14 protein-coding genes and 1 riboswitch are annotated in these 14891 nt (G+C 65.3%); of the genes, 11 read left to right on the top strand and 3 right to left on the bottom strand.

Going from position 1 to position 14891, the window contains the following annotated elements:
- Positions 1-26: 26 nt before the first annotated feature.
- From DIC66_RS06890 to DIC66_RS06855, 8 genes are all read left to right on the top strand, one after another.
- Positions 27-1118 carry an ABC transporter permease gene (locus tag DIC66_RS06890; RefSeq protein ID WP_117175402.1) on the top strand — a complete coding sequence of 364 codons (1092 nt, stop codon included), beginning with the start codon at positions 27-29 and terminating at the stop codon, positions 1116-1118.
- Complete coding sequence (locus DIC66_RS06885) at positions 1115-2035, top strand: ABC transporter permease (RefSeq protein WP_117175400.1); 921 nt, start codon at positions 1115-1117, stop codon at positions 2033-2035. The genes DIC66_RS06890 and DIC66_RS06885 overlap by 4 nt, the downstream gene beginning before the upstream one ends.
- Positions 2036-2044: 9 nt before the next feature.
- Positions 2045-2743 (top strand): biuret amidohydrolase, encoded by a 699-nt coding sequence (gene biuH, locus DIC66_RS06880; RefSeq protein WP_117175398.1) that lies wholly within the window; start codon positions 2045-2047, stop codon positions 2741-2743.
- Entirely contained in the window at positions 2740-4377 is a 1638-nt protein-coding gene (locus DIC66_RS06875; RefSeq protein WP_117175396.1) for an ABC transporter ATP-binding protein, read from the top strand. Before biuH ends, DIC66_RS06875 begins: the two co-directional genes overlap by 4 nt.
- 47 nt (positions 4378-4424) lie before the next feature.
- On the top strand, positions 4425-5096 hold the full coding sequence (locus DIC66_RS06870; RefSeq protein ID WP_117175394.1) for a cysteine hydrolase family protein: 672 nt from the start codon (positions 4425-4427) through the stop codon (positions 5094-5096).
- A 37-nt stretch (positions 5097-5133) separates the two neighbouring features.
- Complete coding sequence (locus tag DIC66_RS06865) at positions 5134-5859, top strand: GntR family transcriptional regulator (protein WP_117175392.1); 726 nt, start codon at positions 5134-5136, stop codon at positions 5857-5859.
- Positions 5860-6021: 162 nt separating this feature from the next.
- Entirely contained in the window at positions 6022-6792 is a 771-nt protein-coding gene (locus DIC66_RS06860) for a Crp/Fnr family transcriptional regulator (protein ID WP_233505816.1), read from the top strand.
- Positions 6793-6804: 12 nt separating this feature from the next.
- Positions 6805-7860, top strand: a complete 1056-nt coding sequence (locus DIC66_RS06855; protein WP_117175388.1) for an extracellular catalytic domain type 1 short-chain-length polyhydroxyalkanoate depolymerase — start codon at positions 6805-6807, stop codon at positions 7858-7860.
- Between the two features lie 49 nt (positions 7861-7909).
- Here DIC66_RS06855 and DIC66_RS06850 read toward each other — a convergent pair whose 3' ends face one another.
- The 3 genes from DIC66_RS06850 to DIC66_RS06840 all read right to left on the bottom strand — a co-directional run bounded on the left by DIC66_RS06850 (position 7910) and on the right by DIC66_RS06840 (position 10171).
- The gene (locus DIC66_RS06850; protein WP_158558860.1) at positions 7910-8725 is read right to left on the bottom strand and encodes a hypothetical protein; all 816 of its coding nucleotides are present in this window, start codon (positions 8723-8725) and stop codon (positions 7910-7912) included.
- On the bottom strand, positions 8722-9822 hold the full coding sequence (locus DIC66_RS06845) for a WD40/YVTN/BNR-like repeat-containing protein (RefSeq protein ID WP_117175384.1): 1101 nt from the start codon (positions 9820-9822) through the stop codon (positions 8722-8724). Before DIC66_RS06845 ends, DIC66_RS06850 begins: the two co-directional genes overlap by 4 nt.
- 79 nt (positions 9823-9901) lie before the next feature.
- Positions 9902-10171, bottom strand: a complete 270-nt coding sequence (locus DIC66_RS06840; protein WP_117175382.1) for a MoaD/ThiS family protein — start codon at positions 10169-10171, stop codon at positions 9902-9904.
- Positions 10172-10344: 173 nt separating this feature from the next.
- Positions 10345-10579, top strand: a riboswitch (cobalamin riboswitch).
- A gap of 170 nt (positions 10580-10749) precedes the next feature.
- On the opposite strand from DIC66_RS06840, the gene DIC66_RS06835 reads away from it, so the two are divergent.
- From DIC66_RS06835 to DIC66_RS06825, 3 genes are read left to right on the top strand one after another with little or no spacing between them, the layout of a single operon-like run.
- On the top strand, positions 10750-12549 hold the full coding sequence (locus DIC66_RS06835) for a TonB-dependent receptor domain-containing protein (protein ID WP_233505815.1): 1800 nt from the start codon (positions 10750-10752) through the stop codon (positions 12547-12549).
- A 1-nt stretch (position 12550) separates the two neighbouring features.
- Positions 12551-13930, top strand: coding sequence for a cobyrinic acid a,c-diamide synthase CobB (locus tag DIC66_RS06830; protein WP_117175378.1), 1380 nt, complete (start codon positions 12551-12553; stop codon positions 13928-13930).
- Positions 13931-13959: 29 nt separating this feature from the next.
- Positions 13960-14811 carry an ABC transporter substrate-binding protein gene (locus tag DIC66_RS06825; protein ID WP_233505831.1) on the top strand — a complete coding sequence of 284 codons (852 nt, stop codon included), beginning with the start codon at positions 13960-13962 and terminating at the stop codon, positions 14809-14811.
- Positions 14812-14891: the final 80 nt, after the last annotated feature.

The following is a 14891-nucleotide window of genomic DNA, read 5'->3' as shown; positions in this document are numbered from 1 at the left end:
CTCACCACCTGCAGAGGCACCCCGCCATGCGCGAATCCCTCAAAGACATCCTGCTGCCGGTGCTGGCCATCGCAGCAGCCTTGCTGGTCTTCGGCGGCTTTGTCAGCCTCTCGGGTGTGAACCCGGTCGACGTCTGGGTGATCCTGTTCAAGGGCGCGTTTGGCGACTGGTTCTCCTGGCAGAACACCTTGCAGCGCGCCGCGCCCCTGATGCTCACCGCCCTGTGCGTGGTGGTGCCGGCACGCGCCGGCCTGGTGGTGATTGGCGGCGAGGGCGCGCTGGTGCTGGGGGGCCTGGCCTGTGCTGCCCTGCCCTATGCCGTGCCCCTGCCCGACAACATCGTGGGCACCACGCTGGTGTTTGCCGCAGGGGCTCTGGCGGGTGCGCTGTGGATTGCGCTGGTGGGCTGGCTGCGCCAGTACCGCGGCATCAACGAGACCATCAGCAGCCTGCTCATGGCCTATATCGCCATTGGCCTGTTCAAGCATCTGGTGGAAGGCGTGCTGCGCGACCCGGCCAGCCTGAACAAGCCCTCTACCTACGCCCTGAGTGAGGGCATGCGCCTGGGCGGCATTGCCGGCTCGGACATCCACTGGGGCCTGGTGCTGGGCGTGCTGGCCTGCCTGGCCTGCGGCCTGTGGTTGCGCCAGACGGCCTCGGGCTTTGCCGTGCGTGTGGTGGGCGGCAACCCGCGCACCGCGCAGCTGGTGGGCCTGCCGGCCTCGCAGCTGGTGCTGATAGCCTGTGCCGTGGGTGGTGCCTGCGCCGGCCTGGCCGGTGCCGTGGAGGTAGCAGCGGTGCACACCAATGCCAATGCGTCGCTCATCACGGGCTATGGCTATGCCGGGATTCTGGTGGCTTTTATTTCGCGCCAAAACGCCTTTGCCGTGATCCCCGTGGCGATTCTGTTTGGCGGCTTTGGCGCAGCGGGTAGCCTGCTGCAGCGCCGCCTGGGCCTGCCCGATGCCTCGGTGCAGGTGCTGCAAGGCATTGCCTTTGTGCTCATCCTGGCCAGCGAGGCGCTGCGCGACCTGGACTGGAAGCAGATTGTGCTCACCCCCCTGCTGCGCTGGCGCAGGCCGGTGGCGGTGATGGGCGAGAAGGAGATACACCTATGACCCCGGATATGTGGATATCGCTGGCCGCAGGCATTGGCGGCGGCGCCCTGCGCGTGGGCGTGCCGTTTCTGTTCGTCAGCCTGGGCGAATGCCTGACCGAAAAATCCGGCCGCATCAACCTCGGCCTGGAAGGCGTGCTGGTGCTGGCCGCCATGGCCTCTTTTGGCGGCGCTTACCTCACCGGCAATGCCTGGCTGGGCGTGCTGGCCGGTGCAGTGGCCGGCGGCCTGCTGGCCGCACTCCACGGCCTTTTGTGTTCGCTGCCGCGCGTGAACGACGTGGCCACCGGCATTGCCCTCATGCTGCTGGGCACGGGCCTGGCGTTTTACCTGGGCAAGCCGCTGATGCAGCCGCAGGCCCCGCAGATTCCGGCCATTGAGCTGGGCAACTGGAGCGATTCGCCGGCCGTGCGTGCAGCCCTGCAAATCAACGCCTTGCTGCCGGTGGGCCTGCTGATTGCCGTGGCCCTGTGGTGGGCCTTTGGCCGCACCCGCTACGGCCTCTTGGTGCGCCTGACGGGTGACTCGTCACATGCGGCGCGTGCACTGGGCTATTCGGTGGGCGGCATACGCCTGATCGCCACCAGCGTGGGCGGCATGATTGCCGGGTTGGGCGGGGCGTCGCTCACCCTCTTCTACCCCGGCAGCTGGAATGAGGGCATCTCCAGCGGCCAGGGCTTGATTGCCGTGGCGCTGGTGATTTTTGCGCGCTGGAGTCCGCTGCGCTGCATAGGCGCGGCCGCCCTGTTTGGCGGCGCCGGTGCCATTGGCCCGGCCCTGCAGTCGGTGGGCGTGAGCTGGGGCTACCACCTGTTCAACACCGTGCCCTATGTGCTCACCCTGCTGATCCTGGTGCTGACCTGCAAGCCCGGTGCCGTGGCCGTGGGCAGCCCGGGCGAACTCTCCAACACCCGATAAAGCCGCACCATGACGCACCCCGCCCAAGCCGTTGCCGCCAACCCCTACGCCTGGCCTTTCAATGGCGACTTGCGGCCGGATAACACCGCCCTGATCGTCATCGACATGCAGACCGACTTTTGCGGGCCCGGCGGCTATGTGGACAAGATGGGCTATGACATTGGCCTGACCCGCGCGCCGATTGCCCCGCTGCAAACCCTGATGGCGCGCATGCGAGAGCTGGGCTACCTGGTGATGCACACGCGCGAGGGACACCGCCCCGACCTGTCAGACCTGCCGGCCAACAAGCGCTGGCGTTCGCGCCAGATTGGCACCAACGGTGTGGGCATTGGCGACGCCGGGCCCTGCGGGCGCATCCTGGTGCGCGGCGAGCCGGGCTGGGAAATCATCCCCGAGCTGGCGCCGCTGCCCGGCGAGGTGGTCATCGACAAACCGGGCAAGGGCTCGTTCTACGCCACCGACCTCGAGATGGTGCTGCACACACGCGGCATTGCCAACCTGATCCTGGCCGGCATTACCACCGACGTCTGCGTGCACACCACCATGCGCGACGCCAACGACCGCGGCTTTGAATGCCTGCTGCTCTCCGACTGCACCGCCGCCACCGACGTAGGAAACCACCTGGCCGCGCTGAAGATGATCACCATGCAGGGCGGCGTGTTCGGCGCACATGCCACGTCTGCTGAACTGCTGCAGGCGTTGCAATGAGCGCATCCGACTTGATCCCCCCGCAAAAGGCGCACACCGGCGCGCTCACGCTGGAGACCTACCAACTCACCAAGCGCTTTGGCAGCTTCACCGCCATGGACAGCGTCACCATGCGCGTGGAGCCCGGCAGCGTGCACGCGCTGCTGGGTGAAAACGGCGCGGGCAAGAGCACGCTGGTGAAATGCGTGGCCGGGTTTCAAAGGGCCGAAGAGGGCAGCATTCTGATTGACGGGCGCGAGCAGGACATTGCCAACCCGGTGGTGGCGCGCGCCCTGGGCATAGGCATGGTGTACCAGCACTTCACGCTGGCCCCGGGCATGAGCGTGGCCGAGAACCTGCTGCTGGCCGGCAACAGCGTACCCGCGCTGATTGACTGGAAAACCAAGCGTGCCGAGCTGCAGGCCTTTCTGGCCACCACACCCTTCAGCCTGAACCTGGATGCCAAGCCCTCGGAGCTGGCCGCCGGAGAAAAGCAGAAGCTCGAATTGCTCAAGCAGCTCTACCTGCGCCCGCGCCTCTTGATACTGGACGAGCCCACCTCGGTGCTCACGCCGCAGGAGGCCGACGAGGTGCTGGGCCATGTGCGCGCGATTGCGCGCAGTGGCGCCTGCTCGGTCATCATCATCACGCACAAGTTCCGCGAGGTCATGGCCTATGCGGACACTGTGACCGTGCTGCGCAAGGGCTGCGCCGTGCACCATGCGCAGGTGGCCGACTCCAACCCGGAGCTGCTGGCGCGCGCCATGATGGGCGAAAGCGCCGAGCCGCGCGTACAGGCGGCGGCAGCGCCGGCCGAAGCAGCCGCACCGATGACAACGCCAACTGCCCCGGCGCCCGAGGCCGCAAGCACCACGGCAGACCTCACAAGCAGCACGCCGCCCGCACTGCACGTGCAAGCCTTATCAGCGATGGGCGACCGCGGCACCATGGCCCTGCATGGCATCAGCCTGCAGGTGCAGGCCGGAGAAATTTTGGGTGTGGCCGGCGTCTCGGGCAATGGCCAGCGCGAGCTGGTAGAGGCCCTGGTGGGCCAGCGTGCACGCGCCTCCGGCACGGTGCAGGTTTCGGGCCAGCCCTATGCCGCCACGCGCGAGCAGAACCGGCGCCTGTATGTGCGCAGCCTGCCCGAGGAGCCGCTGCGCAATGCCTGTGTGGGCGACCTGTCGGTGGCTGAGAACATGGCGCTGCGCGACTTTGACCAACCCCCCTTGAGCCGCAGCCGCTTCCTGGGCGGCCTGTTGCAGTTTGCTGCCTGGCGCAGCCGCGCACGTGACTGGATTGCCGAATACGGCGTCAAGACCCAGGGCGAGAATGCGCCCATCCGCAGCCTCTCGGGCGGCAATGTGCAGCGCGCCGTGCTGGCCCGCGAACTCGCAGGAGACATCAAGGTGCTGATAGCCGCCAACCCGGTGTTCGGCCTGGACTTTGCGGCCGTGCGCGACATCCACGAGCGCATCGTGCAGGTGCGCACGCGCGGCGCCGGTGTGCTGCTGGTCAGCGAAGACCTGGACGAACTGCTGGAGCTGTCCGACCGCATTGTGGTGATGAGCGAAGGCCGCATCGTGTTTGAGACCACGGCCGCACAGGCCGACCGCCAGCAGCTGGGCGCCCACATGGGCGGCGGCCACCACTAGCCAGGCCATCGTCCATATTGCCCGCACAGCCCACCACCGGAGCCCCCATGGCAGCAAACCTTTCCCTACCCGCCACGCCCTTTGCCTTTCCCTTTGAGGTCAAGCACACAGCCCTGGTCATCATCGATATGCAGCGCGACTTTGTGGAGCCCGGCGGCTTTGGCGAGACCTTGGGCAATGACGTGGGTCTGCTGCGCCCTATCATCCCGGCCTGCCAACGCGTGCTGGCGGCCTGGCGCGCCCACGGCGGTCTGGTGGTGCACACGCGTGAGGCGCACAAGGCCGACCTGTCGGACTGCCCACCGGCCAAGCGCACACGCGGCAACCCCAGCCTGCGCATTGGTGATGTGGGCCCCATGGGCCGCATCCTGGTGTCCGGTGAGCCGGGCAACCAGATCATCCCCGAGCTCACGCCGCTGGCCTCCGAGATCGTGATCGACAAGCCGGGCAAGGGCATGTTCTATGGCACCGCGCTGCACGAAATACTGAAGGGCCGTGCCATCAGCCACCTGATCTTCATGGGCGTGACCACCGAAGTCTGCGTGCAGACCTCCATGCGCGAAGCCAATGACCGCGGCTACGACGGCCTGCTGCTGACCGACTGCACCGAGAGCTACTTCCCCGCCTTCAAGGCCGCCACCATCGCCATGGTGCATGCCCAAGGCGCCATCGTCGGCTGGACGGCTGCCAGCGAGGAACTGTTGGCGGTGCTGGGCTGATGCTGCGCAGGCAAGGCCGGTGTTAGAGTTCCCGGCCATGAAACCTGCTCCCAAGAAAACACCTGTCAAAAAGGTGACTGTGCAGCGGCGTTCCGCTGCCGACGATGTGTATGAAGAAATCAAGAAGGACATTGCCGAGTTCCGCCTCATTCCGGGCGACCGCATTACCGAAAGCGCGCTCAGCCTGCGCCTGAATGTGTCGCGCACACCGGTGCGCCAGTCACTCTACCGCCTGCAGCAGGAGGGCTATGTGGAGGTGCTGTTTCGCAGCGGCTGGCGCATCCTTCCCTTTGACTTCGAGAAGTTCGAGCAGCTCTACGACCTGCGCCTGCTGCTGGAGTCCGCCGCCGTGGACCGCTTGTGCGATGCCGGCGTGGCGCGCAGTCCAAAAGGCCAGGCACGCATAGACGCCCTGGCCGCCATCTGGCTGGTGCCAGCAGACGAGCGCAGCAGCGACACCGTGCAGGTCAGCCAATGGGATGAGGACTTCCACTGCGCGCTGGTGGAGGCCAGCGGCAACCAGGAGATTGCCCGCGTGCACCGCGACGTGACTGACCGCATCCGCATCCTGCGCCGCCTGGACTTCACCAAGCAGGCCCGCATAGACGCAACCTACGACGAACACGCCAAGATCCTCAAGGCCATCGGGCGCCAGCGCGGCGACCAGGCCACGCTGCTGCTGCGCACACACATAGCGACCAGCCAGGCCGAGGTGCGCAAGATCACCCTGCACGAGGTGTTCATGGCGCGGCAAGGCAAGTAGGGGCTGCAGCAGGGTGGCATAGCGGCTTGCCCGCTATGTGTGCTGGCATACCGACAGGGCTGTCGGTGCAGAGTGCAATGGAGGACATCTGGAGCACCCATGGTGCACCGGACAGGCGCTGCTTGTATTCAAGGGTGCCCCGCAAACCAACAGAAAGATTTCTTGACCAAAGCACCGTCCACAGCCGCGCCCAATCCGCTTCTCAACCAGATTCTTGCCGCGTTGCCGGCTGCCGACTACGCGCGCTTGCTGCCCGACCTGGAGCGCGTGCAGCTGCCGCGGCGCTGGACCATGTCGGAGTCCGGCGACCATGTGAACTATCTGCACTTCCCCACCTCGGGCATTGTTTCGCTGATCTATGCGCTGGAAGATGGATCGTCCAGCGAGATTGCGCTGGTTGGCAATGAGGGCCTGATCGGCATCTCCATCTATATGGGCGGCGAGAGCCTGCCCACCAGCACTGAAGTGCAATGTGCGGGCGAGGCCTATCGCCTGAGCCGCAATGTGATGAAGCGCGAATTTGCGCTGGGCGGCCAGCTCCAGCACCTGGCGCTGCTGTACACACAGGCGCTGATCGTGCAGACATCGCAGATGGCGGTATGCAACCAGCACCATACCGTGGAGCAGCGGTTTTCGCGCTGGATCCTCATGAGCATGGACCGGCTGCAGGGCAACAAGATGACGGTCACCCAGGAACAGATTTCGCTGCTGCTGGGTGTGCGGCGCGAAAGCATCACCCTGGCCGCAGGGGGGCTGCAAAAGGACGGCATCATCAGCTATGCCCGTGGCAGCATCACCGTAGTGGACCGCCCGCATTTGGAGGCGCGCGCCTGCGAGTGCTACCGGGCAGTCAAGGAAGAATGCGACCGGCTGCTGCCGCACCCGCATGCCAGCAAGGCCGACGCGAGCCCGGTCGCTGTGGCGCGGACGTAGCGCTTCGATGCCATGCGCCTGCTACGCCCCCTCTCCAGCCGCTCCTTGAAGCGCACCCTGGCTGCGGCTACCCGCACAGCGGTGCGCGCGGCCGCCAAGGCCATCACACAGGCGCTGCACATCCCCAAAAGGGCAGCTGCCAAAAAAGTGCTCGTCAAAAAGCCGCTGCGTGCTCCTGCCCGCAAGAACCCGGTCCTGGTGAGCGGCATCGCTGGTGGTTTGCGTTACCGGCTTTTTGTGCCCGCCGACATGCGGCGCGGCGAACGCCTGCCCCTGATGGTGATGCTGCACGGGTGCACACAGGATGCGCAGGCGCTGGCCACCAGCACGCGCATGAACCAGCTTGCGACCCGCGAGCGCTTTGTCGTGCTCTACCCCGAGCAGGACCGCCTGTCCAATCTGCAGGGCTGCTGGAACTGGTTCCAGACCAACACCGGCAAAGCCCAGTTGGAGGCGGACGCCATTGTGTTGGCCATCGACCACATCTGCCGCACCCAGGCCATCGACCCGGAGCGCATCGCTTTGGCAGGGCTCTCGGCCGGGGCCGGAATGGCTGCACTGGTGGCAACCCGCCACCCGCAGCGCTTGCGGGCCGTTGCCATGCACTCGGGCATCGCCCCGGGCCTGGCCCACTCCACGGCAAGTGCCTTGGGCGCCATGCGCGGCCTGCACATCGCGGAGCCGTTGGCGGCACTTGCGGCGGACCAACATCTGCCCGCGCTGCTGGTCATACAGGGCGGGTCGGACCCCATCGTGGCACCGGTCAATGGCGCCAAAGCGGCACAACTCTGGGCGACACACGAAGATGCGACGCCCGGACGCCCACGCACGCTGCAACGCGGTGCCCGTTACCCTGTGACGGTGACCGACTTTTTCACCCGGGGTCGGCTGGTGAGCACCCTGTGCGAGATTGACGGGCTGGGCCACGCCTGGAGCGGCGGCGCCGCAAGCCAGGCCTACTCCGACCCCAAAGGCCCCGACGCCTCACGCATGATCTGGGCCTTTGCGGCCAGGCAATTTGCCCTGCCCGCAGCGCCAGGAGCTTTGCCACTGCGTCAGGCCGCATGATGCAGGGGACAGTGGCACCGGTATCGCAAGCGTGGTTTGGCGTTGCGGGTTACAGGGCATCAATCACTTCGACCACGACATCGCCGGTAGGAACCCGCTTGGCCCTTCCCGTGTCATCCACCAGCACCACCGCCTTGGAGGTGTAGAAAATCACCCGGCCAGCGGCGATGCGCGCTGCATCCTTGGTGAGTGCGACGCAGTCTGCATACCGGGGAGCGGACGCACTGGAGTCTGCCGCCAGCCTGGTACTGCGGCGCAGGGCATCCAGCGTTTGGACGGGGCGGCACTGCGCCGGGCCCAGCACCCACTTCTCGATGTGGGCCTTGCCCGCGCTCATCCCGATGACAGGAACGATGGCCAGTACCGCTGCCAGCAACACCGTGGCCAAAATACCCAAAAGCGACAGCAGCGGCGAAAGCAGAACCCACAAACCCAGCAGCGCGTAGCGCATGAGGTAGTGCCTGGCCGTAAGGCCCCAATGCAAACGGCTCGCTGGCTTGGTGGACCTGGCGGGCGTGGCCTGTGGGTCCGGCTTCCTGGGTGGCTCGCAGAACCAGCCAATGCCGCCCAACAGCACCAGCAATCCGACGATGACACCCAGCAAAGGCGCGAAAGACCGGTAGACACGCAGGATCAGGGAGCCGTCCGCAAGTGCTTGTGTCAGCGCAGGGATCATCTCCAGCATGGCGATGCTGGCCAGGTCCATCAGCTCGAAAGTCGATTCAAAAACCGCGGCATGCGGGATGGCAAAGGTGCTCTCTACCGCCAGTGACACACCGTAGCCCAGCAGCACCAGGGCCACGGTGCCAAAGGAAACCAGGCCGGCCCCGAGTGCGACCCAGTTCACAGGCTGCCGGGTTGTCACGTCCGCTCCCAGGCCAACGCCGCCACCGGCGGCAGGTCGCGCGAGATGCAGTGCCATTGCTCACCCGCATCCGGGCTGATCCACAGCCCGCCGGTGGTGGACGCCATGGCCAGCGTTTGCCGGTCCGGGGCCAATTCCAGGCCATGGCGGTAGACCAGGTGGTAGGCATCGCTCTGGGGCAGGCCCTGGTGCAGCAAGGTAAAGCTTTTGCCACCATCATCGGTGCGCGTGACCACCATGCGTGCCCCCACCGGATAGCGGTGGGTATCCGACTGGGCCGGCACGAACCAGGCCCGCAGCGGGTCTTGTGGATCGCAGGCCACGGCAAAACCAAAGGCCGAGGGAACGGGTGGCACCAGGCCGGTCCACAGCCGCCCGCCATCGGTGGAGCGGTACATGCCGCAGTGGTGCTGCACCCACAGCACATCGGGGTGCGCGGCGCACTGCAGCATGCGGTGCGGGTCCTGGGTGTTGGGGTCTTGCGCGCTGCCAGCGGGCAGGTAGTCGGCCACCATGCCGTCGGCCATCAGCGCCCAACTGGCACCGGCGTCCCGGGTCTGCCAGACCCCGCCGCAGGAAATAGCCACGCGGATGTGCTGCGGATCACGCGGATCCACCAGCACCGAGTGCATGCCGGGGTAGTCATTGCCACCACCCATCCACTGCAGGCGCCGCGGGTCCTCCCAGAGCGCGCGGCACAGGGCCCAGCTCTGGCCGCCGTCTTCCGACTTGAACAGGCCCGCGGGCATGCAGCCGACCCACAAGGTGCCGGGTGTGGTGGCGGCACCGGGTGTGAGGCTCCAGACCAGTTCCACGTTCCAGGGCGTGGGGTCGTTGGCCAGCGGGCCGCTCTGCGGCTTGGGTGGAAAGGCTGGTGTGGCGATGTCACACCAGTTGCGGCCCTGGTCCGTGCTTTTGCGCAGCTTGGCGCCAAAGTGGCCCAGGCGCAGGGCGGCGTACCAGTGGCCGGTGCGCGGGTCGGTCATGGCCTGTGTGACCGGGTCGCCGGCAAAATGGTGGGCGGTGAGGGACCAGGCGGCGCCCGCGCCGCGCAGTACCAGCAGGCCTTTGCGGCTTGCTACCAGCAGGGTTTGCATGGGCAGTCCTTTCGCTTCTGTTCAATTGGTTTTGGCTTTGGCTTTGGTTGTTGCTTTGCTGGTGCTTGCAGCCTGCGGTCTAGCCGCCCGTCAGCGCCTGTATCACCAGCACGCGGTCACCGGGCTGGAGCAGCCGCTCCAGATTCTGGCGGTCCAGCACCAGGGTCTGGTTGATAAATACGGCCACATGCTTGCGTATGCCGCGCTGGTCGTCAAACACATAGGGGGCCAAGGCCGGGGCGGCCAACAAGGCGGCCTCCAATACGGCACGCAAGCTGCCCGCAGGCACGCTCTGCGGCGCACACTCCACGTGGCGACGCAGGCTGGATGCAAACTCCACAGTGACCATGGCAAGCCTTTCAAGGGTTGGACAAAGTATGGCGCTGCGGGGGCGGGGCGACAAGGGGCAGGCCCGGCAGCCAACCCGAAGGGAATCGGCACATGAAAACACCTGCCTTCCAGATGCAAGGGCCCAGGCATTTTGAACGCAGTGGACCCAGCCCGAAGCCCGTCCTGAATTGACGTACACTTCCGCCCGTTGGTGCTCGCGGTGTGGTTCACACACCGCAGTTCAACGGGAATCAGGAGGGTTGTACCCCGCAAGGCGCGACCTAACCTGAGCTGCCCCCGCAACGGTAAGTGGACGAATCCTGTATTCCGCTTCCATCACGGCCACTGAGTGTCTGCACAGACATTTGGGAAGGCGATGGAAGTCTGTCCACCAGCCCGGATACCGGCCAATACGGTGGAGTCACGTCACAGATGTGCCTTCTTTACGCCCATGCACTGTCGGGGAAGACGGTGAGGGCTTTGTTGAATTGCATCCTTCTCATGAAAACCCGTACGTCCCGTGCGTGCCAGGTCATGCTCAGCGCACTTTCGCTGACCGCATGTTCCATAGCCACGTTTGCCCAAACCAACCCCACTATGCGTGACGTGGTTGTCACTGCCAGCCGCGTGGAAACACCCATCACCGATGTGACAGCCGATGTCACCACCATCGACCGGGAAACCCTGGACCGGGCAGGCCAGACCTCCTTGCGCGAGGTGCTGGGCCAGCAACCCGGAGTTCAGTGGTTTGGCAGCGGCAGCTATCGCTCATCAACAGGCATCTACCTCAGAGGCGCCTCTCCCAGCCAATCGATTGTGCTGGTGGATGGCATTCGTATCGGCTCCGCCACGCAAGGCACCGCCGCGATTGAAAACATCCCCCTGGACCGCATTGACCATATCGAAATTTTGCGTGGTGCAGCCTCTGCCCTCTATGGCCCGGACGCCGTGGGCGGCGTGATCCAGATCTTCACCAAGAATCCCACGCAGGACCTGCAAGCCAGTGTCACCGTGGGTGCCGGGTCCAATGGGCAATTGAAGTCTGCTGCGGCCCTGAGCGCGACCACTGGAATTTTTTCTTACGGTCTGGGTGTGACCCAGGAGAAGGCGACCGGCATCAGCACCAACATCAATCCCGCCTCCAGCGGATTCAACGCGGATGCCGATGGGTTCAACAGCCTCAGCTGGGATGCCAAGTTGATTGCCCGCCTGAACACAGACCAGACCGTGACACTCAGCACCATCCAGAGCCAGACCAGCTACCAATTCGACGCGATACCGTCTCCCAATCCCCTGGGTCTGACCAAGGCCAGCTCGGACGCCTGGTCCAAACCTGTGCTGAACGATGTGGCCTTGAAATGGGACGCCAAGTGGACTTCTGATTGGACGTCCACCGTGTCCCTTGGTACCGCCGACGACCAGTCGGTGACCGAGTATTTCCGTCTCTCCGATGGTGCTTTTGGCGGCAGCACCAAATTCAACACGCACAGAAACCAGGTCAGCTGGCAAAACAGCCTGCACATCGGCAACGATGTTCTCACGGCCATTCTGGATGCGCGCAATGAATCGGTGGACAGTTCGACTGCGTACAAGGTATCCCAGCGGGATATCAGCGGGACCATGTTGTCCTATGCCTGGAATCGACCCGTATGGAACGTGTTGGCGGTGCTGCGGGAGGATGAGAACTCCCAGTTCGGCAGCTTTGTGGACTGGGCACTGTCCGGTGGCTACAAAGTCGCTGAGGGCCTGCGCACGGTGGCCAGTCTGGGCACCAGCTACCAGGCCCCCACGTTCAACCAGTTGTACTACCCGAGTACGCCAAGCTTTGCTGGCAATCCCGCATTGACACCCCAACGCAACCGGGCCTCGGAGCTGGGGCTGAAATACGACGCGGCCAACCTGTCGTGGTCCGCCATCACCTACTACAACGAGGTCCAGGGCTTCATCGATCCGGCAACCAACGTCCAGAGCTCCAAGGCCGTGCTGCAGGGCGCAACGCTGAGCGCGCAAATCGACGCCGGGGATACGACGTATGCCGCGTCCTATGACTACGCCGACCCGCGCTCATACTCCGCCACGCCCTCGCTCAACAACCTGCGCCTGGTGCGGGTGGCGCAAAACGTGCTGAAGGGCAGCGTCAACCACCGGATCAATGCCTTCCACGTATTTGCAGAGTTCAACCTCTCCAGCGAGCGGGAAGATGCCAAGGTGGTTGGCAGTGGCCGCGAAACCCTGCCGGGCTATGCCACCCTGAATGTGGGGGCCGACTGGAAGGTACGCAAAGACGTCAAACTCCTGGCGCGTCTGAACAACGCGACGGACACGTCCTACATGTTGGCCAATGGCTACAGCATGCCAGGGCGCAATCTGTTTGTCTCCATGGTCTGGTCCAACTGACATGGCGCAATCCATCTGCCCAGCCATCCTGATCGCGGCCCCGGCTTCCGGCCAAGGCAAGACCACCGTCACGGCGGCCCTGGCGCGCTTGCATGCGCGCCAGGGCCGCCGGGTCCGGGTTTTCAAATGCGGGCCGGATTTTCTGGATCCGTTTTGGCACACCATGGCCAGCGGCTCACCGGTCTACCAGCTCGATCTGTGGATGACCGGCGAGCAGGACTGCCGCAACCGCCTGGCAGCCGCCGCAGCCCAGGCGGACCTGGTCATTGTGGAAGGGGTGATGGGCCTCTTCGATGGCACGCCCAGTGCTGCGGACCTGGCCAAGCTCTTGGGCATTCCGGTGCTGGCGGTGGTGGATGCCTCCGCCATGGCTGGAACGTTTGGGGCCCTGGCCTTCGGGCTGCAGCACTACCTGGACGATCTGCCCTGGGCCGGGGTTCTGGCCAACCGCGTGGCCAGTGCCGGCCATGCCGAGATGCTCAAGACCAGCCTGAAAAATCCTTCCCAATGGATGGGCGCCTTGATGCGCGATGAAGGCATCAAGCTGCCCGAACGCCACCTGGGCCTGACGGTGGCCAGCGAGGTCAGCGACGGCCTGCAGCGACTGGACCTTGCGGCCGACGCACTGGCCACCACGCCCCTGGGCCAGATGACGCTGCAAGACCTTGGCCGGTGGAGCGTGAACTTCGGGCCCTGTGACAACGCTCTGCCGCCAGCGGATCCTGCCTGCGGCGACAGCCTGCCCAATCAGCAGCGCCTGGCGGGTGTGACGATAGCCGTTGCGCGTGATGCGGCGTTCTGTTTTATCTACAGCGCCAATCTGGATTGCCTGGAGCACCTGGGTGCCCGGTTGAAATTCTTTTCACCGCTGCAGGACGCGGCTCTGCCGGACTGCGATGCGCTGTGGCTGCCGGGTGGCTACCCGGAGTTGCATGCCCGGACCCTTGCCGACAATGGGTCGCTGCGAAACAGCCTGCAGCAGCATGTGGCTGCGGGCAAACCCGTGTGGGCCGAGTGCGGGGGCATGATGGCGCTGTTTGACACGCTGGTCACAGCCTCCGGCGAGGAGATCGCGCAGTGGGGCGTGCTGCCCGGCCGGGTGACCATGCACAAGCGACTGGCGGGCTTGGGTCCTCAGCAACTGGCGCTGCCAGGCGGCACCCTGCGCGGCCACACCTTCCATTACTCCACCACCGAGTCTGTGCTGACGCCCCTGTTGCGCACCCAGCGTCCACACGGCGTGGACCCGTCGTATATGGGCGAGGCGGTGTGGCAGCAGGGATCGGTGATGGCCAGCTATTTCCACGCCTGGTTTGCCTCCTGCCCGGACGCCGCAGCGGATCTGTTTGCCCCGAGAACCGTAGCATGCGTTCCCTCATGAGCGCGCTGAAGGGTTCCTGCGTGCGGGCCATGGCCTGCGGCGCCCTGTGGATGCTGTCGGCATGGGTTGCCCCGGCGTTGGCTCTGGAGATCACGGACGACCGGGGGACCCGGGTGGCATTCACCCAGACGCCGCAGCGCATCGTGAGCCTGCTTCCCTCGCTGACCGAAACCGTGTGTGCCTTGGACCGCTGCAATCTGCTGGTAGGGGTGGACCGGTACTCCAACTTTCCGCAGAGCGTGCTGAGCCTGCCGCAACTCGGCGGTGGCATGGACCCCAACGTCGAAGGCATCGTGATGCTCAAACCCGATGTGGTGCTGGCCGCACCCAACTCCCGGGCCAGCGAACGCCTGCGCGCCCTGGGCATACCGGTGCTGGTTTTCGAGACCAAGACGCACGCCGACGTGCGTCGCATTCTGGAAAAACTCGGCCAGTTGCTGGAGGTGCCAGATGCACAACGCGTCTGGCGCGCCATCGATGCGGGCGTCTCTGCCGCGGCCCAGTCCCTGCCGGCCAGCGTCAAGAAGGTTCGGGTCTACTTTGAAGTGAACCGCGGCCCGTTTGCCGCTGGCGAGTCTTCCTTTATTGGTGAGACCCTGTCCCGGCTGGGCGTCAAAAACATTGTGCCCACCCGGATGGGCCCCTTTCCCCGCCTCAACCCGGAGTACGTGGTGCTGGCCAATCCGGACCTCATCATGGTCGGCGAGCGCAACCATGCGGGCATGGAAGGCCGACCCGGCTGGAGCCATATACGCGCCATCAAAGACCACCGTGTGTGTGTGTTCGCCGTCGCAGATTCCGATCTCATCGTGCGGCCCGGGCCCCGCATGGCACAGGCCGCGCGGGTGATGGCCAGTTGCCTTGCCAACCAGAGGCCCTGATCCGCTGCTGACCCTGTGAATGCCCTCCAGACCGGCAACTCCGCGCCGTTTGGAATCGACGATAACTGCTTGAACCGGAC

Origin of the sequence: Rhodoferax lacus (genome assembly GCF_003415675.1) — a bacterium.
Classification (GTDB): Bacteria; Pseudomonadota; Gammaproteobacteria; order Burkholderiales; family Burkholderiaceae_C; genus Allorhodoferax; species Allorhodoferax lacus.
This window is presented reverse-complemented; position numbering and strand designations above follow the sequence as displayed.